We start from the raw sequence: 17,534 nt of genomic DNA on the forward strand, positions 1-17,534 counted from the left end.
CGCACGGAAAGGCCGTCTGAAAACTGATAAAATAGGCAGATTCAGAAAATCAGGGAAACACAATGTTTGAACAAGAAGACGAATGGGTCAGCAAAACCCAAATGAAAAAGCAGATGAACGATTTGCAGGCTTTGGGTATGGAATTGACCAAGCTCTCCAGCGATACGCTGAAAAAAATCGGCTTGGACGAAGAGCTGTTCGAAGCCATTGCCACCTATAAAAAAATCACGTCCAACAGCGCGCTCAAACGCCAAGCCCAATTTATCGGCCGCCTGATGCGCGATACCGACCCTGCGCCCATCGAAGCTTATTTGGCCAAACTGCGCGGCGACAATACGGCACATAATGCCTTTTTGCAACGTGTCGAGCAGGCGCGTACACGACTGTTGGCAGACGATGGCGCGATTACCCAATTTATGGCCGATTTTCCGCAAGCCGACGCCGGCAAATTGCGTACCTTGATCCGCAACACCAAAAAAGAGCAGGAACAAAACAAACCGCCGAAAAACTTCCGCGCGTTGTTCCAAGAAATTAAAGCAGTGATGGAGGCCGGTCAATCCGACGTTTCAGAAGAAGGGAAGGATTGGGAAGAATAAACCTTAAGGCCGTCTGAAAACGGATTGCGGTTTTCAGACGGCCTGTATCGTAATACCGAAGGAGGATGACCATGAAATTTCGCCACTCTGCAATCGCCTTGCTGGTTGGTGTATTGACCCTCAATGGATGTACTACCGATCTTTGGGAAAGAAATAGCCCTTTCCATCAAACCACAACCGAAAAAACCGTCGCTAAAGACAATATTCAAGCATTTGGCGTGGTTGCCCAAGACAATACGCAACTGGAAACAGGCAGCTTGGTCATGATGGGCAAAAAATATTGGTTTGTCGTTAATCCTAAAGATTCGGCCAAGTTGAAGGCAGTTTTGGGCGCTAAGCTGAGTAAACGCTTTCAAATGGTTCAGCAAAACCCAAAACAGGTGTATGAGGCTTTGCCGGTTGAATTGAAATCTCCTGAAGCGCAAACTTTTCGCTCGAATTTCTGCCTGCGTTACGATACTCAAAAAGCTGCCGAGATTGCCAAGTTAAAACAGTTGGCGTTCAAGCCGGTTGAACTCGATGGTAAAACTGTCTACACACGGTGTATTTCTACCGAAGGTCATTATTATGCGACGCCGAAAAATGTTGCCGAAGACCGCCGTTTTGACACTGCCGTCCCGGTCAGAATTTATTATACGGAAACCAAAAAAAGCACCGACGTTTGGAAGTTGACGGGGAATATCCTGAAAACGCCATTTACATTGGCTTTGGACGCAGTCGGCGCAGTGATAGCAGGCTCATATGTCGTAGTCAGTGAAATTATCGATGCTTCACGCAAATAATATCCAAGGCCGTCTGAAAACGGATTGCAGGTTTCAGACGGCCTCCTCCTTAAAATAAATGTTTCAAAAAATTAATTTTTTCTCTATTTAATCCCACACACTATGTCCGTCAAAATTCAAACACGTTCCATTAATCCGACTGTTTTCAACGACTTGCTCACTGCCGGTACCGATCCTTTGATTGCGCGGCTGTGTGCTGCGCGTGATGTGCAAAGTCCGGCCGAGTTGGACGACAAGCTTGCTGCGCTTTTGCCGTATCAATCGCTGACAAACTGTGAAGCCGCCGCCGGACGTTTGGCGGATGCGATTGAGCGTCAGGAAAAAATCCTGATTGTCGCCGACTATGATGCCGACGGCGCAACGGCGTGTTCCGTCGGTATGAGCGGTTTGGCGGCGATGGGGGCGAAAGTGGATTTTCTCGTGCCCAACCGCTTTGAACACGGCTACGGCTTAACGCCCGAACTCGCCGAAATCGCTGCCGAGCAAGGTGTGGATTTGTTGGTGACGGTGGATAACGGTATCGCCAGCATTGCAGGCGTGGCGCGTGCGCAGGAGTTGGGTTTGGATGTGATTGTGACCGACCACCATCTGCCTGCCGAGACCGTGCCCGACTGCATCATCGTCAATCCAAACCAAAAAGGCTGCGGTTTCCAAAGTAAAAGCTTGGCGGGCGTGGGAGTAATTTTTTATGTATTGATGGCTTTGCGTGCCGAGCTGCGCCGCCGCAATTATTTTTCAGACGGCCTGAAAGAGCCGAATCTGGGCGACCTTTTGGATTTGGTCGCACTCGGTACCGTCGCCGACGTCGTCACTCTAGACCACAACAACCGTATCCTCGTGTCTCAAGGGTTGAAACGGATGCGTTTGGGCAAAATGCGCCCCGGCATCCGCGCCTTGTTTGACGTGGCGCGACGAGATTGGCGCAAGGCTCAGCCGTTTGATATGGGCTTTGCGTTGGGACCGCGCATCAACGCGGCCGGACGGCTGGACGATATGTCGGTCGGCATTGCCTGTCTGTTGGCGCGAGATGACACCGAGGCGCAGGAACTGGCGGCTCAGTTAAACAACCTCAATATCGAGCGCCGCGAAATCGAGCAGTCTATGCTGCAAGACGCGCTGAATGCTTTTCCTGAAACCCTGCCTTCAGGTCAGACGACGTTGGTGGCGTATCGCGACGACTTCCATCAAGGCGTGGTCGGCATTGTTGCCAGCCGCCTCAAAGACCGTTTTTATCGTCCGACCATCGTATTTGCGCCTGCCGACAACGGCGAAGTGCGCGGTTCGGGACGCTCCATTCCCAATTTGCACCTGCGCGATGCTTTGGACTTGGTATCCAAACGCCATCCCGATTTGATTTTGAAATTCGGCGGACACGCAATGGCGGCGGGTTTGAGCATACTCGAACACAATATTCCTGCGTTTCAGACGGCCTTTGAAGAAGCCGTACGCGAGATGGTGTGCGAAGACGATTTGTCGCAAACCTTCATCACCGACGGCAGCCTGCCCGCACGCGACATTACGCTGGAACAGGCGCAAAACCTTGCCCGACACGTTTGGGGGCAGGGCTTCGCGCCGCCGAGTTTTACCGATGAATTTCACGTTGTCCGCCAGCAGCCTCTGGGCGCGGAGGGCAAACATAAAAAAGTCTGGCTGCAAAAAGACGGCTACGAATTTGAAGCCATGTTCTGGCGTTGCAGCGAAGACATTCCCGAATACATCCGTACAGTGTACCGTCCCGTTGCCAACGAATGGCGGAATAATCTCGAATTGCAGCTTTATATCGACTACTGGGAAGCCGCGTAAATAAAGGCCGTCTGAAAAATGAAGAAACAAAAAACTTGGCTCGGCTTTTCATTGGCGCTGCTTGCCACCATGACTTGGGGCTCGCTGCCGGTAGCGGCGCAACAGGCCTTAAAAGCCGTCGATGCGCCCACGCTGGTGTGGATACGCTTTTTAGTGGCGTCGCTGGTGTTGTTTGCGTTGTTGGGACTGACCGGCAAGCTGCCGAGGCCGTCTGAATTTTCCAAGCAAACCTTATTTTTATTGGTGCTGGGTATTGTCGGCATTTCCGCCAACTTTGTGCTCGTTGCCATGGGTTTGCACTATATTTCGCCGACAACCACGCAGGTGTTGTGGCAACTCTCGCCCTTTACCATGATTTTGGTCGGCGTTGGCGTGTTTAAAGAAGCCTTTACGCATTGGCAAAAAATCGGCTTGATGCTTTTGCTGACGGGTTTGGTCATGTTTTTCAACGATAAATTCGGCGAACTTTTCAGCTTGGGCAGCTACGCGGTCGGCGTGATGATGGCGGCTTCGGGCAGCATGATTTGGGTGTGCTACGGCGTGGCGCAAAAACTTCTGTCCAAACATTTCAATTCGCAACAAATCCTGCTCATGATTTATTTTTGCAGCAGCTTTGTTTTCCTGCCGTTTGCCGAACCGTCGCAAATCGCCCATATCGGCAATCCGTTTTTATGGGGCTGCTTTATCTATTGCTGCCTGAACACGCTGATCGGCTACGGTTCATTCGGTGAAGCGCTCAACCATTGGGACGCTTCAAAAGTCAGTATCGTTACCACGCTGATACCTGTATTTACCATGATATTTTCCACCATCGGCCATCATCTCGCCCCCGATTATTTTGCCGCTTCGGATATGAATCTCGTCAGCTATGTGGGTGCCATGGTGGTTGTGGCCGGAGCCTTGCTGGCGGTGGCCGGAGAGAAAGTAATGGGGCTTTTTTTGAGAAAGATATGAAGCTTTATTGAGAAACAGAATAAAACAAGGCCGTCTGAAACAGGTTTCAGACGGCCTTTATATTTTCTAAATCAGATTAATGTGGAACGGCGGATTAATAGAAGCCTTCGCGTTCTTCACGGGTGCTGATGTAGATGTTTTTCACTTGGGTGTAGGCGGCGAGCATCATTTTGTGGGTTTCGCGGCCGATACCTGAAGTTTTGTAGCCGCCAAACGGTGCACCGGCAGGCAGGCGGTTGTAGCAGTTTACCCAAACGCGGCCGGTTTCCAATGCATTGGAAACGCGCAGGCAGCGGTTGATGTCGGTACTCCAAACTGCGCCGCCCAAGCCGTATTCGCTGTTGTTGGCCATTTTGATGACTTCTTCTTCGGTTTTGAATTTAATCACGGTGGCAACAGGGCCGAAGATTTCTTCTTGGGCAACACGGGCTTCGTTGCTGCTGGCCTCAATCAAAGTAGGCTCGACAAATTCGCCTTTGCCCAATTCGCCTTCGATTTTTTTACCGCCGGTAATGATGCGGCAACCTTCTTGTTCGCCGATTTTGACGTATTTCAAAATGGTCTCGAGTTGACCGGCATTGACTTGCGAACCCATTTGGGTGTCGTCTTCCCAAGGCAGGCCGACTTTGATTTTTTTGAACTCTTCCGCCAAGGCATTGACGAATTTATCGTAAATACCTTCCTGAACGAAGATACGAGAACCGGCGCAGCAAACTTGGCCTTGGTTGAACAAAATACCTTTTTGCGCGCCTTCGAGGGCTTTGTCGAAAGGCATATCGTCGAAGAAGATGTTGGCGGATTTGCCGCCCAACTCCAAAGTGGACGGAATCAGTAATTCGGCAGCGGCGATGCCGACGCGACGGCCGACTTCGGTTGAGCCGGTAAAGGCCAGTTTGTTGAAGCCTTTGTGGTGCAGCATGTATTCGCCGGATTTGGAACCGCGGCCGGTAATCACGTTCAACACGCCTTTAGGCAGCAGGTGGTTGATTTTTTGAGCGAGGGACAACAGGCTCAATGAAGTGCTGGAAGAAGGGTGGATGACGATGGTACAACCTGCGGCCAATGCCGGAGCGATTTTCCATGCGGCCATCAAGAATGGAAAGTTCCAAGGAATGATTTGGCCGACAACGCCGATCGGTTCGCGCAAAACGATGGACAGGTCTTCGGCGTCAAGCTGGGTCGCAGTGCCTTCTTCGCCGCGGATCACGCTGGCGAAATAGCGGAAATGGTCGGAAGCCAATGGTACGTCGGCGGCGCGAGTTTCGCGGATCGGTTTGCCGTTGTCCAAGGTTTCTTGCAGGGCGAACAATTCGGCGTTTTCGTCAATTACATCGGCGATTTTGTTCAAAATGGCCGCGCGTTCGGTAGTCGTGGTTTTACGCCATGTTTTGAACGCTTCTTGTGCAGCGGCTACGGCAGCATCGACATCAGCATCGGTTGCGTCTGTGAACTTGGCCAACTCATCGCCATTAGCAGGGTTGTAAGAGGATAAAAGTTTGCCTTCGCTACCTTTCGTCCATTCGCCGTTGATTAAAAGACCATATTCTTTATCAAACACATTTAAATCTTTTGCCATAATGCTGTCTCCTTAATGAGTGGGAAGGCGTGTTTCTGCGCCATAAAAACAGCTTATGCTTTTTTCTTTTTAAGTTCAAGTACTAAAAATGAGAATGTTCTCAAAATTTACGTTTGCAATGTTGTTTCATGTAGCAGGCCGTCTGAAAAATAAAGGATTTGATTGAAATGAAATTGCATTTGTTAATGTATTTAAAGATTTATACGGCTTAAATAGATCCTGTTATGATATAACATTATAACTATTTGTTTTTAAAAAGATTATGGGTTGACGGCTTCGGATATGGGGAGTATTCTCATTCATAGCTAAACAGTTTTTCAACACCCTAGGAGACTCTCTCATGAAAATGCATGCTGTGGTAGTAAATAAAGATGTAGCAGGTGATGTAGAAGTTGTTGAACGCGAACTGCGTCCGCTGGAATATGGCGAGGCGTTGGTGGAAGTCGAGTGTTGCGGCGTGTGCCACACCGACTTGCACGTTGCGGCAGGCGATTACGGCGACAAACCGGGTCGCGTGTTGGGACACGAAGGCATCGGTTTGGTTAAAGAAGTTGCCGACGGTGTGAAAAATCTGAAAGTCGGCGACCGTGTCAGCATCGCATGGCTGTTCCAAAGCTGCGGTTCTTGCGAATATTGCAATACCGGCCGCGAAACCTTGTGCCGCTCTGTATTGAACGCAGGCTATACTGCCGACGGCGGCATGGCGACCCACTGTATCGTGAGTGCCGATTACGCGGTCAAAGTCCCTGAGGGCTTGGATCCTGCGCAAGCTTCGAGCATTACTTGTGCCGGTGTGACCACTTATAAAGCGATTAAAGTTTCCGGCGTTCGTCCGGGTCAATGGATTGCGATTTACGGCGCAGGCGGTTTGGGCAACTTGGCGGTTCAATACGCGAAAAAAGTGTTTGGCGCGCACGTTGTTGCCATTGACGTCAACGATGACAAACTGGCTTTTGCCAAAGAAACCGGCGCTGATTTGGTAATCAATGCCGCCAAAGAAGATGCGGCTCAAGTCATCCAAGAAAAAACCGGCGGCGCACACGCAGCCGTGGTAACAGCCGTATCCGCTGCAGCGTTCAATTCAGGCGTTAATTGTGTCCGCGCCGGCGGCCGTGTCGTTGCAGTCGGCTTGCCACCTGAGTCTATGGACTTGTCTATCCCACGTTTGGTATTGGACGGCATCGAAGTGGTCGGCTCTCTGGTCGGTACCCGCAAAGATTTGGAAGAAGCATTCCAATTCGGCGCAGAAGGTTTGGTTGTGCCTAAAGTCGAATTGCGTGCTTTGGATGAAGCGCCTGCCATCTTCCAAGAAATGCGCGAAGGTAAAATTACCGGCCGTATGGTGATTGATATGAACAAAGAGTGCAGCTGCATTCATCACTAATCGAATGATTCTGTGACAAAAAGGCCGTCTGAAAAATTTCAGACGGCCTTTTTCATTGGATTGGATAATTTAAAGCGTAAAGCTGCTTTCAAATACGCGGATTTCTCCGCTGACAGGATCGGTAAACTCTATTTTTTTAGCCAGAAGTTTTAAAGGTTTGTCGTAGTCTTCATCACCGGCCGCCAATGGGGTAGGGTAAAGCGCATCGTTCATCAGCGGCATATTCAAACTCATCATATGCACGCGCAGCTGGTGTTTCTTTCCTGTATGCGGCGTGAGGCGGTAGAGGCTGAATGCACCGCGGTTTTCGATAAGCTCGATGGTCGTGTGGGCATTGGGTTCGCCTTCCGTTTCCCGCGTGAGAAAGAATTTTTCGCCGCGTTCCATTCGTGACGAAATATCCAGCGGATAGTCCAAATCCGTCCGCGTCGGCGCCACCGCTTCATAGGTTTTTCGGACGGTTTTTTCTTGGAACATGGTCTGATAACCACGACGCGTGGCAGGGTTGAGCGAAAGCAGCATAACGCCTGCCGTATCTTTGTCCAAGCGATGAATCGGCGTAATGTCTTCAACATTCAAATGCTGCAATTCCGGCCGCAGACGCAGGCGCGTGAGCAAGGTTTCCCGCAAAAACCTGCCGCTGGGGATGACGGGCAGAAAATGCGGTTTGTCCACTACAATCAAATGCTCGTCAATATGCAAAATCTTTTCTTCAAACGGAATACGCGGCTCGCTCTCACGGCTGGTTTCACGGTAATAAAACATCGTCTTGCCGGGTTCGAACAAGGTATTTTCATCAAACGGCACGCCATCCGCACCCACCACAAAACCGCTGTTCAGCCGCCGCCGCCAGTTTTCTTCGCCGACAAAGGGAAAATGAGCGCATAAAAAATGCAGCAGCGGCAAGCCGTAAAACTGCTTTTCATGCGGTAAAACCAAGTAGCTGGGTTTGACACCGTTTAAAAGGGGTAGGGGATTGGTACGTTTTTTCATGCGGCGGATTGTACTCGGTTTTTAGGATTTTTTCAGACGGCCTTGTTTATATGGAAAATAAACTTCTAATAACGGATATGTATTGATGCAGGTTTTGTGTTTAAATAGCCTCTATAAATGGAATCAGATAAACTGGTTTTGTTTGAACTTGCTTTTATGGCATGAATTAAAGAAATGATAAAGAAGCAATATTTGAGAAAAGGAGAATATTATGCAGAGAAAAATCGGCATAATCATCATGTTATCCGCGTTTTCCGTATCCGCTATGGCGGGAGGGGAAGTTCGGCTTGGCAAGAGTAAGGCATACGATAATGAGTATGAACTTGTGGCAGAGCATGAAGTCAATGAAGAAGTTTCACAATTAAATCAAGACGAGTATGCCGCACATCCAATACGCAACGATAGCGGCGTCATGCAGTCAGGAAAAGTGGCTTCAGACAGACAAGCCGTTTCCCAATACGGAAAACCTAATTTGCCGCCTGTCCGCTTAAATCCGCATCCTTCACGACCTTGATTTCAAAATCAAAGGGCTGCTCCATTTGTTTGGGCAGCCCTTTTGTTTTGTCGGCTCACTCACATTTTTGTTTGCGCAAAACAAGTTTGTAATCGGTTTTGATGCCGGTTTGATCGCCAATCATCTTAAAATCATCTATCAAACAACGGTTTTCTGTACATTTCAACGTGAAATCTGCACCGACCCTATGGCCGTCAAATTGTTTAAATGTTGCCCGGACGGTATGGGGAGAAGTGACCTTGACTTGCAAAGTTTTATGGAAGTTGTCAGGATGATCCTGACCAAAACCCAAGTAGTAATGTATCGGCATGTCACATCCCATCTCCATATCGGGTTGCTTACGGATATTTGTGTCGAATTTATTGAATTGTCGGATAATTTTTTGTAGTTCAGGCGTGGTAACACGATTGTGTTCAGAGCCTAAATCCACTTTGGTCAGGTAAACCTTTTTGACTAAATCTATTTTTGCTTGATTATTTGTGGCGTTATCTGCAGCCATCGCTTGAGAGAAAAAGGGAGGGCAGCTTTTTCATATCGGGCAACTATTGGCTGCTCAACTTCAACATCTCATTTGCCGCCAACTACAGGATCAGCCTCACGGGCGACATCCAATGGCTGGGCAGGAAGCCCGACCGACTGGACGGCGAACGGGAATGCTCCGGAAATACATCCATCTACGCCCATCTCGGTGCAGGTTTCGGTTTCACCAAAACCACGGCTTTAAACGCATCCGCACGTTTCAACGTTTCAGGGCAAACCAGTTCCGAACTGAAATTGGGCGTACAGCATACATTTTAAGCAGTTTTTGATTTTCCAACGTTGTAATCCAAAGGAGTTGTTATGAGAAAACAAATTACCGCAGCCATGATGATTCTAACGATGATTGCCGCTCCGGCGATGGCAAACAGCATGGAAAATCAGGTATTTGAAAACCAAGTGTTCCACACGCAGGCAGATGCGCCGATGTAGTTGGCGGAACTATCGCCGCAGGAAATGAAAGACACTGAGGGGGCTGTTGCTCCTTGGGTAGCCGGTGGTATCGTAGGAGGCATATGGGGAGGTGCCGGCTATATGCATGGGGCGTCTATCAAGGTCATTACAAATGGGACAATGCCAAATTTGCAGATAACGTAGCAACAGGTGCTGTCATTGACGCATCATTTGGTACTGCGGGGGCAATTGCCAGTGGAGGAGTCAAATTTATTCCCAGCCTGACAAATGCAGGAGCAAACATATGGAGAGTAAATAGCACACTTGCCAACAATGGTGCAAATCGCGTATGGCGTAGATAAATCATAACAAGCAGGTAATGAATTAAAGACATTACCTGTTTTTACAGAAATTTTTAAAATGGATGATTTGATTGCAGCTTTTTTAGGCTATTTATCAGGTAAATATAGCGAAGGGAAAATAAGCAGATTAAAAATATCTCTAACGGCAGGAAGTATTTTCTTTGCAGTATTCTTTATTCATGACCTGATAATTTTTATTATTGATGGAAATAAGGAAAATCTTTGGAATTTTATTACTAAGATAATGAAAGATTTATTTTTATTTTCCTGTTCTGTTATCTTATTATGCTATTTTTTGTTATTTATTGCCGAAAAAGTTGGGGAAATAATAAATAAAATTAAATAAGATATTTGAATAATAAGCTAATCGATATGGCTATTAAAACAATTTAATCATTTAATTTTAATAATTTTTTAATATTTATCTTGGATTTGAAATACTGCAATCAGGAGGCTAAAACTTCCATTATAATGGTAAGTATATATTTCATTATTTTAATTTCATCAAAAAACGAAATTCAAGATTATACATGCCGCCAATAGTTTTCTTGATTGTTTTGTGTATTTATCTGATATATCAACATCTCTCTATTTTATTTCGAATTTTATTGTTGAGACTTGCATTGAAAATCATACAAGATGATGAAAAATAAATATATTTTAATAAAAACAGCAATCAGTATAACTGCCATATTTATATTTTATCTTCTAATTCAAGAAAGCAGCGGAAAAACTGAAAAACCATCATATTTCTTGATGGCCATGTTTCTAAACTCGCTTTGGTTTGATAAAGAAAATAAAACAGTTATGGCTGCCGTTACGGCAATTATTGCCGCCTACTTTATATTTGTCGCACTATCCGATTAATAAGCAAACAAAAAAGGCTGCTTGGAAATTTCAGGCAGCCTTTTAGGAGGATTTTGATGGAACATTATCTCCTCCCCAAGAATTTGTTATGAAAAAAACAAATCACCGCAGCCATGATGATTCTGACGATGATTGCTCCCGCAATGGCAAACAGCTTCGACAATCAGACATTTGAAAGCCAAGTGTTCCACACGCAGGCAGATACGCCTATGCAGTTGGCGGAGCTTTCTCAGAAGGAGATGAAGGAGGCTGAAGGGGCCATGGCGCCGTTGGTGGCACTTGGGTATTTAACTAGGATAGGTACTTTTGTTGCTGCAAGATATGCTACCCCAGTAGTTCGAGGGCTCATATTTTTTATGGACGCCAATTGGCTAAGACTCCAAAATAATTAGAATTTGTTGCGGGCTTGGGCAATAATTGCCCAATCATATTGTGTATTTTATGAGGGGTGGTGATGATAATTGAAGTTGAAATTGATAGTACTAATAACGAGCAGATTTCTTTTTTAAAAAAATAGCCGTTGGTCAAGCTCTGAAATTATAAGAAAATTTCCAAATAATAAATTATTTTTTTCAAAAAATACGCTGCATTATAATAATGCGGACAAATTACTGTGCAGGACAGTCATTTTTCCGGAAGGGACGATTCTTTCCTACGAAGAAAATTCCAAAAAATTTAATTTACAGGTAAAAAATGCACAAAAAAATAATATTAAGTTGCAAGGTGTATATACACCTTCCACCGAACTGGTTCATGTAGTTCATAATCTTTGCCTGTTAGGAAATGTAGTTCTCCGTATCATAGGAGATAATACTGATTTGAATAATATAGAAAAAATAGAACTTAATTTTGAGAAGTTTGATAAGTATTTTTTTTATATCGGAAGATATGGAAATAATGTTTATAAATAAATAAACCAATTTCCAACCAAGCCTGCTATCGGTTTGGTTGGAAGTAAGAGGAGGTAAGGTAGTGTTTCCTGTTATTTTCTTTTCGACATTGGGCTGTATTTTAGTATGGATAAAAGATATGCCTAAAATAAAATCAAAAAAAATTTTGGGAATATCCTTATATATTATAGGAATAATAAATGTAATAATCGGCTATGTATTAATTAAAAATATATTAGTTTCTGTTTCGGATGAAATTGGAATAAAATATCTTGCAATATATTTATCAAATATTTTTTTTGGACAATCCTGATGATGGTATTCGTAAAAAGACTGTCTAAGAAGCGGTAAGGGCAGTAGGTCATGGTGCAACATGGTTTGCCCCTAATACCTGTTATATCCCTTACTATTTATACTATTAAGAATAATTATGTAAGAGGTCGTCTGAAAGCTTTTTCAGACGACCTCTTACATATATCTTTAGAAGGTATGATGATATTAAAACGTATTTGTCTGTCAGTGCCGATTGCCGTTTCTTTATCCGGTCTTCTGAATGCTGCACCTATGTTTAACGATAATCCTGTTGTTTACGGAAAAATCAAAGTGCAAAGTTGGAAAGAGAGGCGCGATTTCAATATTGTAAAACAGGATTTGGATTTTTCCTGCGGGGCGGCTTCGGTGGCGACGCTTTTGAACAATTTTTACGGGCAAAAGCTGACGGAGGAAGAAGTGTTGAAAAAACTGGATAAGGAGCAAATGCGCGCGTCGTTTGAGGATATGCAGCGCATCATGCCCGATTTGGGTTTTGAGGCGAAAGGCTATGCCCTGTCTTTCGAGCAGCTCGCGAAGTTGAAAATCCCCGTCATCGTGTATTTGAAATACCGCAAGGACGATCATTTTTCGGTATTGCGCGGTATAGACGGCAATACGGTTTTGCTTGCCGACCCGTCGCTGGGTCATGTTTCCATGAGCAGGGCGCAGTTTTTGGATGCTTGGAAAACTCGTGAGGGAAATTTGGCAGGTAAGATTTTGGCTGTTGTACCGAAAAAAGCGGAGACGATTTCAAATAAATTGTTTTTTACACATCATCCCAAGCGGCAGACGGAATTTGCAGTCAAACAAATCAGGCTACGGCGTGTAGAGTGAGTCAAAGGCCGTCTGAAAACTTTTTCAGACGGCCTTATATATTGCGCCCTATCGCAGGGGCATTTTTAACATAACTAAAGCCCCTTTAACAAAGGGGCTTTTTTATGTGCATCGTCTTCTACACAGTAAATCCAGAACCTCCAACATTCCCAAAATCTTTCATTGTGCGCATCTTCAAAGATGACGAACAACGAACACAATGTCTTAAAACAATCAACATCCCTATTTCTTCTCCAGATCACCTTTTTCATGCACAAAACGCAGCAAACGAATATGGCCGTTTATATGTAAGTGGAATCATGAGTAAGGAGAATTTCCAATGAAAAACGAACTGAACACAAAAGCGCGTATAGCCGCCTTTGGCGGTGGCAGCGCAAGCGACACGCCAAAGGCGGATTCACGCGCGCCGATGGCGCCCCCCTTATCTAACAGGGGGGGAGCAGAAACCGAAGCGGCTTCATGTACCGAACAGGAAACCTTTGAGAAATACACCACGTTTCTTACTGATTCAAAAGGCCGTCTTATTGAAGTTCCTTTGCGTCGTGGCAAAGCAAATTCCGCATTCATCGACCAAATCAGTTTTTCAATCCACGAAGATACTTTTTCCCTGCTCGCCGGTTATCCATTGGTTGCCGATGATGAATACATCGTCCGCGCATCTATGGTTCTGGCCGATATTTTTGGTTTCGGTATTACCGAAAAAGCCAAGCATTCAGGCGGTCGTTTTTATGATTCCTGCTGGTTGATGGGTACAGACAATGCCCAATATGGCCGCGTCCATTTCGGTGGTCAAAACAATACCATGCTGATTGAAGTCACGGCCACGGGTTGCAATGCAGCATCTGATGGTTGGGAATCAAGACTTTATAACTTCATCATACAGGCTGTACGTCCCAAAATTACCCGTATCGACATTGCCAAAGATTTTTTTCAAGGCGAATACACGCCCGAGCAGGCCAAATCCGACCGCCTCGCAGGTAAGTTCACCAATCATCACATGATGCCTGATGGCGAATCGGTCGGTACGGATTGGGAATCAAACAACGGCAAGGGAAAAACCTATTACGTCGGTTCCCGTGAATCATCTAAATACGTTCGCGTTTACGAAAAAGGCAAGCAACTTGGCGACAAAGAAAGCCAGTGGGTGCGTTTTGAAATCGAATTCAAAGCCAAGGATATTGTGATTCCGTTCGAAGTATTGACAGTTCCGGGCGAATACTTCGGCGGTGCATACCCTGTATGCGCCCAATTCCAAGAGAAAGCCGAACGCATTGAAGCAGTGAAAAAGAATCTCGAATTGACCTTTGAACGCTGCATCGAAGTAGCGAAAAACCAAGTCGGCCGTGCCATCAATGCCGCGAAATCCATGTTTCCGCAAAAAGATCGCTCGGAAATCTTAGCCATGTTTGAAGCCGATCATGACTTATTGCCCAAACGCTTAAGCCTTGAAGTGTATTCATGTACCGAAAACCACGCACCGGCCATACACGATAAGCCCGAAGGCAGTTTATGGCTTAACGAATCCGCCCAAGTTTTACTTGAAATGGCCATTGAACAAAAAAACAAAATGACGAAGCTCATTGAGGCCAAGCGTGAACAAGATTATTTGAATCTGATGTATGACCGATATGCATGTAGATTTTAAAAGGCAAAACGCTGCCGCCTTCAAGTGCAGTGTATTCGATAAGGAAACACATCATGCAAATGCAAATTCAAGGCCAAATCATGGGCGTTAAACGCTTTAACGGCCAAATTGACGGCAAAACTTTTGATTATTGCCGCGTTATCGTGTCTACACCGCTGGATAGCAGCCAAGGCAACGCATTAGGTAGTTCGGCTACCGAATACGATTATGGCGGCTCCGTTAACTTCGAACAGTTCAAAAGCATTTCATTCCCATTCGAAGCTGCTTTAACGGTTGAACTCGTTACCAACGGTAAAAGCCAGAAACTGAAAATTCTCGGCTTCCAGCCCAAATCACCAAACAAAGGCTAAAACATGACAATTACCCGCGTTTACATTGTTCAGTCACGGGAAACGGGCGACTTCCTTTATCCGTCTGATACGGGTGATGTGGGTCATACACCGTTTGTCAATGAAGCCGGTTATTTCTACGACCGAAACGAAGCGGTAGAAACCGCTTTATCCGAAATCGGTGAAAACTTTATTGTCTTCAGCTTTTTATCAGAATTTTAAAAATTCAGGCTACAGGTGCGGTCTGAATAATAGCAAAAGCACCTATTCAATTTTGTTTAACTCACTAAAGGAAAACATCATGAAATTGATGAACACTTGCCGTAAATACGGCGTAAAACTGGCCGTTGTTGCCGCTGCTCCTCTGGCTTTTGCTACACAAGCCTATGCCGCTTTGCCAGAAGAAGCAAAAACAGGTATTGAATCTGCCAAAGCAGACGGCCTTGAAGCTGGTTGGCTGGTAGTCGGCGTATTTGCCGCTTTGTTCGTAATTGCCATCGTGAAACGCTTGTTGCGCTAATAGGTAATTAAGATGTACTACCAAGTCGGGAATAAATGTCTTGAGCAAAGCCAAGCTGAAAACGTCTATTTCAGCTTGGTAGTACCTCAAATTACCCAAGACGGCAAAATCATCAAACCTGAGTACAACGGCACAGTATGGAAACTGAACGGACAGACAATTAAAGCCGATTTGCCCAAATGCGATCCAAGTGACAATCTGAAAAGCGGTTTGGAAACAGGCTGGCTTTTATTCGGCGTGATGGCGGCTGTGTATTTTGTATCCATTTTAAAAAGGGTTCTCAAATGATGGATTACTATTTTTACTTGGGGCTGGTCGTACCTGTTTTGATAGGGGCGATTTTATTTAAGGATTGATACCCTATTCGGGTAATGGCAAAATCTAACTTTCAGCAATCATTACGAAAGTTAGTATTATGTTTTATATTTCAGAAGAAGAATTGAGATTTAAAAAAGATACGAATCCCAATTATTCAAATGAAAAATTGTGTCATGTGTTTATGACTGAATTATTCAATTTGAAAAATTTGTATCCGTTCCATAATTTTATTGAGATTGCGAAAAACGCAATGCAATATTATTTGAACAGAAGTTACTTAAATGAAGTAATTGTATTTTTTGAAGACCATTCAATTCTGAAGGTGGATTTCACAGAAGACGGATTCGGATGGTCTGAACATTATGATGAGGATATTACAACGGCTTTTTATTACGGTCGTTATACTTTTAGGTTGTAATTTTGCTTTTGCAGAAGCTGAAATTGTGGTTGAAACAAATGGACGAATGAGGGTTGTTGCGGGCGAATATAATAGTAATGGTGTTCGTCCTTGGAAGTATATAAGTGGTAAAGGACCCATGTTTTATCATGAGTATTCTCCCCATTTTGATAAAAGTCTAGCCGTACGCCATGCAGCTTCGGGAGCAGTTTCAAAATCAAAAGTACCTGTTCAGGTATTGAATACAGTCTCCCGAAAAGCTGTCCTTTCAGGCGCATTTGGCCTGGTAAAAGCAGGCGCAAAACTTGGTCTAAAAGCTGTTCCTTATGTTGGTGCTGCTTCATATGCTTATGATGCCTATCAAGCCGTTAAGTCTCCTTTGGAATCAGAAGGTTACAAATGGAACGAAGCAAACGAAGAGTTTTTAAAAGAATGGCCGGCACGAAATTGTATTTGGGTTAGAGACGAAAGCGACAGAGTGCAAGATGTTGCATGTTATGGCGTTGATAGTTCTGTTTTAAGTGCTTACAGAAAAGGCGGTAAAAGCCAACGCGAAGCAGAAGAACTTATGAAAGGCCAAATGGAAAAACTGGCTGGCCCTTTTTGGGAAAAACGTAAAAAGGAACTTGATAAAGATTTAAATTCTAAATTTTGGGAATATTACCATTTAGATGAATGTCGATTCGATTTAAATGGAGGTGGTTGTTCAGTTAAAAGAGGTAGTGACGGCAGAAGTACAGTTTCTTTTCGTTTAAAAATGAGAGACACAGAAGTCCTTGATCAAGAAACATTTCTAAAAATCTCAACCCCTTCAATAGATGCAAACCCTACGCCATTTGTAGAAGGCACGGGTAAACCTGAATATAACGAAAAAGTATCAGTTCCTGTCGGTACTGTTGTAACCATTGGCCCTGTCACTCCCGAAAATGGCAAGCCGGTTCAAATTACCATTACTTTCGGTCAAGATTCAAATGGCAACTCAACTGCAAAAGTTGAAACAACGCAGCGTCCTGATTTGACACCGGGCGGATCTGAAGCACCCAATATAAAGCCTGACCCTGACCCTAAGCCTAATCCTGATGGCAAGCCTGATAAAAAGCCGGATGATAAACCCGATTCCGATGATAAGCCTGATAAACGTCCAGATGATAAACCTGATCCCGATGATGATCCATCTGATAAAGATAAAGATAAAAGAAAAGAAGACAAAAAAGAAGAATCAAAAGGTTTACTTTGTGATTTTTTTCCAGACATTTTAGCCTGTGACAAAATGGGCAAGCCTGAAGAGGGAATGTTTGACGCTATAAGTATTCCTCAAACTACCGATGATAGGACATGGTCGTCAGACGATTTCCTGCCGCCAAATGGTGTTTGTCCTCAACCAAAAAGTTTCAACATTTGGGGAAAGCCGGTACAAATCAGCTATGAACCGCTCTGCGTCTTTATGGAAAAAGTTCGTTTTGCCGTTCTGCTCGGATTCATCATCATGTCCGCGTTTATTGTTTTTGGGTCTTTGAGGAAATAAGAG

The 17,534-nt window shown here is 44.9% G+C and carries 19 protein-coding genes and 3 pseudogenes; 19 read left to right on the forward strand and 3 right to left on the reverse strand.

Annotated features, from left to right (window positions below; all coding sequences use genetic code 11):
- Positions 1–62 precede the first annotated feature (62 nt).
- The 4 genes from yjgA (at position 63) to LPB400_RS04660 (ending at position 4,135) form a co-directional block, all read left to right on the forward strand.
- Positions 63–596 carry a ribosome biogenesis factor YjgA gene (yjgA, locus tag LPB400_RS04645; RefSeq protein ID WP_070461406.1) on the forward strand — a complete coding sequence of 178 codons (534 nt, stop codon included), beginning with the start codon at positions 63–65 and terminating at the stop codon, positions 594–596.
- 71 nt (positions 597–667) lie between these two features.
- Positions 668–1,378, forward strand: a complete 711-nt coding sequence (locus tag LPB400_RS04650; protein ID WP_070607903.1) for a hypothetical protein — start codon at positions 668–670, stop codon at positions 1,376–1,378.
- A 102-nt stretch (positions 1,379–1,480) separates the two neighbouring features.
- On the forward strand, positions 1,481–3,181 hold the full coding sequence (recJ, locus tag LPB400_RS04655; RefSeq protein WP_107792410.1) for a single-stranded-DNA-specific exonuclease RecJ: 1,701 nt from the start codon (positions 1,481–1,483) through the stop codon (positions 3,179–3,181).
- A gap of 18 nt (positions 3,182–3,199) precedes the next feature.
- A complete protein-coding gene (locus tag LPB400_RS04660) occupies positions 3,200–4,135 on the forward strand; it encodes a DMT family transporter (RefSeq protein WP_070461408.1) in 936 nt (311 codons plus the stop codon).
- A gap of 94 nt (positions 4,136–4,229) precedes the next feature.
- On the opposite strand, the gene LPB400_RS04665 is transcribed toward LPB400_RS04660, so the two are convergent.
- Positions 4,230–5,711, reverse strand: a complete 1,482-nt coding sequence (locus LPB400_RS04665) for an aldehyde dehydrogenase family protein (protein ID WP_070461409.1) — start codon at positions 5,709–5,711, stop codon at positions 4,230–4,232.
- A 340-nt stretch (positions 5,712–6,051) separates the two neighbouring features.
- Between LPB400_RS04665 and adhP the strand changes: the two genes are divergently transcribed.
- Complete coding sequence (gene adhP / locus LPB400_RS04670) at positions 6,052–7,095, forward strand: alcohol dehydrogenase AdhP (RefSeq protein ID WP_199900394.1); 1,044 nt, start codon at positions 6,052–6,054, stop codon at positions 7,093–7,095.
- 69 nt (positions 7,096–7,164) lie between these two features.
- Here the strand turns inward: adhP and LPB400_RS04675 are convergent, their stop codons facing one another.
- Entirely contained in the window at positions 7,165–8,088 is a 924-nt protein-coding gene (locus LPB400_RS04675) for an RluA family pseudouridine synthase (RefSeq protein WP_107768833.1), read from the reverse strand.
- Positions 8,089–8,299: 211 nt separating this feature from the next.
- Here LPB400_RS04675 and LPB400_RS04680 point away from each other — a divergent pair, with 211 nt between their 5' ends.
- A complete protein-coding gene (locus LPB400_RS04680) occupies positions 8,300–8,602 on the forward strand; it encodes a hypothetical protein (RefSeq protein WP_107768832.1) in 303 nt (100 codons plus the stop codon).
- A gap of 55 nt (positions 8,603–8,657) precedes the next feature.
- Here the strand turns inward: LPB400_RS04680 and LPB400_RS04685 are convergent, their stop codons facing one another.
- On the reverse strand, positions 8,658–9,101 hold the full coding sequence (locus LPB400_RS04685) for a hypothetical protein (RefSeq protein WP_225905490.1): 444 nt from the start codon (positions 9,099–9,101) through the stop codon (positions 8,658–8,660).
- A gap of 29 nt (positions 9,102–9,130) precedes the next feature.
- Here LPB400_RS04685 and LPB400_RS04690 point away from each other — a divergent pair.
- From LPB400_RS04690 to LPB400_RS04745, 13 genes and pseudogenes are all read left to right on the forward strand, one after another.
- Positions 9,131–9,400: pseudogene (locus tag LPB400_RS04690) on the forward strand (meta-pathway of phenol degradation family protein); the annotation flags it as partial.
- Between the two features lie 42 nt (positions 9,401–9,442).
- Positions 9,443–9,685, forward strand: a pseudogene (locus LPB400_RS04695) (class IIb bacteriocin, lactobin A/cerein 7B family); the annotation flags it as partial.
- A 267-nt stretch (positions 9,686–9,952) separates the two neighbouring features.
- The gene (locus LPB400_RS04700) at positions 9,953–10,240 is read left to right on the forward strand and encodes a hypothetical protein (protein ID WP_070461413.1); all 288 of its coding nucleotides are present in this window, start codon (positions 9,953–9,955) and stop codon (positions 10,238–10,240) included.
- Between the two features lie 293 nt (positions 10,241–10,533).
- Positions 10,534–10,761: a hypothetical protein gene (locus LPB400_RS04705; protein WP_070461414.1), complete on the forward strand. Its 228-nt coding sequence runs from the start codon at positions 10,534–10,536 to the stop codon at positions 10,759–10,761.
- A 113-nt stretch (positions 10,762–10,874) separates the two neighbouring features.
- Complete coding sequence (locus LPB400_RS04710; protein ID WP_070461415.1) at positions 10,875–11,153, forward strand: hypothetical protein; 279 nt, start codon at positions 10,875–10,877, stop codon at positions 11,151–11,153.
- Between the two features lie 580 nt (positions 11,154–11,733).
- Positions 11,734–12,002 (forward strand): annotated as a pseudogene (locus LPB400_RS10995) (hypothetical protein).
- A 138-nt stretch (positions 12,003–12,140) separates the two neighbouring features.
- Positions 12,141–12,797, forward strand: a complete 657-nt coding sequence (locus LPB400_RS04715) for a C39 family peptidase (protein ID WP_070461513.1) — start codon at positions 12,141–12,143, stop codon at positions 12,795–12,797.
- A 319-nt stretch (positions 12,798–13,116) separates the two neighbouring features.
- Positions 13,117–14,442: a replication initiation factor domain-containing protein gene (locus LPB400_RS04720; RefSeq protein ID WP_413231327.1), complete on the forward strand. Its 1,326-nt coding sequence runs from the start codon at positions 13,117–13,119 to the stop codon at positions 14,440–14,442.
- A gap of 53 nt (positions 14,443–14,495) precedes the next feature.
- Entirely contained in the window at positions 14,496–14,792 is a 297-nt protein-coding gene (locus LPB400_RS04725) for a hypothetical protein (protein WP_070625698.1), read from the forward strand.
- Between the two features lie 3 nt (positions 14,793–14,795).
- Entirely contained in the window at positions 14,796–14,993 is a 198-nt protein-coding gene (locus tag LPB400_RS04730) for a hypothetical protein (protein ID WP_070625700.1), read from the forward strand.
- A 79-nt stretch (positions 14,994–15,072) separates the two neighbouring features.
- A complete protein-coding gene (locus LPB400_RS04735; protein WP_219089569.1) occupies positions 15,073–15,291 on the forward strand; it encodes a major capsid protein in 219 nt (72 codons plus the stop codon).
- Positions 15,292–15,303: 12 nt separating this feature from the next.
- Positions 15,304–15,579 (forward strand): hypothetical protein, encoded by a 276-nt coding sequence (locus LPB400_RS04740; protein WP_219089572.1) that lies wholly within the window; start codon positions 15,304–15,306, stop codon positions 15,577–15,579.
- Between the two features lie 392 nt (positions 15,580–15,971).
- Positions 15,972–17,531 (forward strand): IgG-binding virulence factor TspB family protein, encoded by a 1,560-nt coding sequence (locus LPB400_RS04745; RefSeq protein ID WP_225905489.1) that lies wholly within the window; start codon positions 15,972–15,974, stop codon positions 17,529–17,531.
- Positions 17,532–17,534 lie beyond the last annotated feature (3 nt).

Source organism: Neisseria perflava (genome assembly GCF_019334725.1).
Classification (GTDB): Bacteria; Pseudomonadota; Gammaproteobacteria; order Burkholderiales; family Neisseriaceae; genus Neisseria; species Neisseria subflava_A.

Bases quoted from the DNA above. Each gene is read 5' to 3' on its own strand.
- yjgA (WP_070461406.1), top strand. From the start codon at position 63: ATGTTTGAACAAGAAGACGAATGGGTCAGCAAAACCCAAATGAAAAAG.
- LPB400_RS04650 (WP_070607903.1), top strand. From the start codon at position 668: ATGAAATTTCGCCACTCTGCAATCGCCTTGCTGGTTGGTGTATTGACC.
- recJ (WP_107792410.1), top strand. From the start codon at position 1,481: ATGTCCGTCAAAATTCAAACACGTTCCATTAATCCGACTGTTTTCAAC.
- LPB400_RS04660 (WP_070461408.1), top strand. From the start codon at position 3,200: ATGAAGAAACAAAAAACTTGGCTCGGCTTTTCATTGGCGCTGCTTGCC.
- LPB400_RS04665 (WP_070461409.1), bottom strand. From the start codon at position 5,711: ATGGCAAAAGATTTAAATGTGTTTGATAAAGAATATGGTCTTTTAATC.
- adhP (WP_199900394.1), top strand. From the start codon at position 6,052: ATGAAAATGCATGCTGTGGTAGTAAATAAAGATGTAGCAGGTGATGTA.
- LPB400_RS04675 (WP_107768833.1), bottom strand. From the start codon at position 8,088: ATGAAAAAACGTACCAATCCCCTACCCCTTTTAAACGGTGTCAAACCC.
- LPB400_RS04680 (WP_107768832.1), top strand. From the start codon at position 8,300: ATGCAGAGAAAAATCGGCATAATCATCATGTTATCCGCGTTTTCCGTA.
- LPB400_RS04685 (WP_225905490.1), bottom strand. From the start codon at position 9,101: ATGGCTGCAGATAACGCCACAAATAATCAAGCAAAAATAGATTTAGTC.
- LPB400_RS04700 (WP_070461413.1), top strand. From the start codon at position 9,953: ATGGATGATTTGATTGCAGCTTTTTTAGGCTATTTATCAGGTAAATAT.
- LPB400_RS04705 (WP_070461414.1), top strand. From the start codon at position 10,534: ATGATGAAAAATAAATATATTTTAATAAAAACAGCAATCAGTATAACT.
- LPB400_RS04710 (WP_070461415.1), top strand. From the start codon at position 10,875: ATGATGATTCTGACGATGATTGCTCCCGCAATGGCAAACAGCTTCGAC.
- LPB400_RS04715 (WP_070461513.1), top strand. From the start codon at position 12,141: ATGATGATATTAAAACGTATTTGTCTGTCAGTGCCGATTGCCGTTTCT.
- LPB400_RS04720 (WP_413231327.1), top strand. From the start codon at position 13,117: ATGAAAAACGAACTGAACACAAAAGCGCGTATAGCCGCCTTTGGCGGT.
- LPB400_RS04725 (WP_070625698.1), top strand. From the start codon at position 14,496: ATGCAAATGCAAATTCAAGGCCAAATCATGGGCGTTAAACGCTTTAAC.
- LPB400_RS04730 (WP_070625700.1), top strand. From the start codon at position 14,796: ATGACAATTACCCGCGTTTACATTGTTCAGTCACGGGAAACGGGCGAC.
- LPB400_RS04735 (WP_219089569.1), top strand. From the start codon at position 15,073: ATGAAATTGATGAACACTTGCCGTAAATACGGCGTAAAACTGGCCGTT.
- LPB400_RS04740 (WP_219089572.1), top strand. From the start codon at position 15,304: ATGTACTACCAAGTCGGGAATAAATGTCTTGAGCAAAGCCAAGCTGAA.
- LPB400_RS04745 (WP_225905489.1), top strand. From the start codon at position 15,972: ATGATGAGGATATTACAACGGCTTTTTATTACGGTCGTTATACTTTTA.